The following is a 1,670-nucleotide window of genomic DNA, read 5'->3' on the forward strand; positions in this document are numbered from 1 at the left end:
AGCGGGCACCGCCCTTCGCCTTGCGGCGGACCAGACCGGTCGGCCGACCGGTCCCGGTCTCCGGCATGACCGCACGAACCGCGTGGGTCAGTTCCTGCGCGCGGGTCGTGCTCAGCGGGATCTTCCGGGCCTGGAAACCGGCCTTGAGCGTCCGCAGCCCCCACCGGTCCCCGGCGGCCAGGGTCTCGGTGGCGACCTCCAGCGCGATCGGCAGCAGCTCGGCGAGCGGTGCCGCTTTGGGCCGACGGGGCCGGTCGGTGCCGGTCAGCGCCCGGTGCAGGTCCCGCACGGCGATCCGGGTCACATCCGCCACCCGGCGCTCCTCGATGCCGACGACCAGTGCCGTGGCCGCGACCGACTGGCCTTCGAGGTAGCGCAGCTTGATGACCTGCCGGCACTGCGGCGTCAATGTGGCCAGCGCCGCAACGAACGTTGCGGACAGGCCGGGCGGCGGGGTGCTGTCGGGGCGAGGCATGCTCGCGGCGAGCGTCGCCTTGCCCACGGTCTCCTCGTGCCGCCACCGCTTGCCGAAGTAGCCGTTGAGCACCCGGACCACCACATACCCGAGCAGCCAGTAGCGGAACGAGCCGTCGGGGAACGACCCGCCGTGGAGAAGCTCCAGCGCGGTGGTGAACACCTCCTGGATGAGGTCGTCCACGTCACCGGGGTCGACACGGCGGCGGTACAGGTGCGAGGCGATCATCCGGGTGTACCGGCGGTACAGCTCCGCGAACGCCGCAGCGTCCCCGGCCGCCGACCAGACCGCCAGCACCTCATCGGTGGTGTCCGCCGGTGCGGTGACCGTCTCCGCCGGCCCGCCAGCGTCCAGGAACACGGGCAGGTTGTCGGAGTCGTCAGGGTCCGGCGCCGCGGCCAGGACAGCGGGGCGCGTCATCAGCGGCCACCACCCGACGACTTCGCACCGTCGACGATCACAACCCAGCGGTCCGGCTCCGGGTCGTCCGGCAGGGTCGGCCACGGCCGGTCACTGTCCGCCCGAAGGCGTGACGGCACGGCAAAAACAGGAAGCGTCATGACGCCCCTTCCCACGAGCCCCCGGCCCCAGCCGGAGACGCACCAACACGGGTGCGGAAGGCGCCACGACGTGCACAGACGCTGTACGCTCAAAGAGCGATTCCGAGTCGCGTCCGGCCCGGTGTGGGTTGCCTCCCACCCCGGGCCTTCTTCATGTCCAGAAGGCCCAGCCGCCTCGACGGGTTGCCTCCCGTCTCAGCGTGGCTCGACAGTAGCAGCATGCCTTAAGGCATGTCCACATGCCCCAGGGCATCTCTTGGAAGATCTTTTGTGGGCATGCTCGATATGGTCTAGGGCATGTCCACGCCAAGCAGCCCGCCGTACACCCGGATCGCGGCATCGCTGCGAGGCAAGATCGAAGCGGGCGAGTATCCGCCGGGTAGTCGGCTCCCCTCACACCGCGAACTCGCCCGGACCTTCAACGCCGCTCAGGAGACGATCCGTCGCGCGATCGCACAGCTTCAGGCGGAAGGGCTGATCGAGACCCGAGGTCAGCACGGAACCTTCGTTCAGACTCGACCGTCGGTCCGACGCATCACAACCGACTTCTACCGGCGACGCCCGCCAGGCTCTACGGAGTCAACCTCCCCATTCGCCCGATCCGCCGCCGCGTCGGGCGGACGAGCGTCCTGGGA

3 protein-coding genes are annotated in these 1,670 nt (G+C 70.0%); 1 reads left to right on the forward strand and 2 read right to left on the reverse strand.

The window, feature by feature from the left end:
* Positions 1-895 (reverse strand): sigma-70 family RNA polymerase sigma factor (locus DD1DGNOD_RS24715; RefSeq protein ID WP_131764642.1); only part of this gene is annotated, 895 nt, incomplete at its 3' end.
* Positions 895-1,035: a hypothetical protein gene (locus DD1DGNOD_RS27510; protein ID WP_165034631.1), complete on the reverse strand. Its 141-nt coding sequence runs from the start codon at positions 1,033-1,035 to the stop codon at positions 895-897. The genes DD1DGNOD_RS24715 and DD1DGNOD_RS27510, both read right to left, overlap by 1 nt.
* A 297-nt stretch (positions 1,036-1,332) precedes the next feature.
* Here DD1DGNOD_RS27510 and DD1DGNOD_RS24720 point away from each other — a divergent pair.
* Positions 1,333-1,670 (forward strand): GntR family transcriptional regulator (locus tag DD1DGNOD_RS24720; protein ID WP_131771139.1); only part of this gene is annotated, 338 nt, incomplete at its 3' end.

Source organism: Candidatus Protofrankia californiensis (genome assembly GCF_900634765.1).
Taxonomy (GTDB): domain Bacteria; phylum Actinomycetota; class Actinomycetes; order Frankiales; family Frankiaceae; genus Protofrankia; species Protofrankia californiensis.

Excerpts from the sequence above, each read along its gene's own strand:
- DD1DGNOD_RS27510 (WP_165034631.1), bottom strand. The coding sequence starts at position 1,035 with ATGACGCTTCCTGTTTTTGCCGTGCCGTCACGCCTTCGGGCGGACAGT.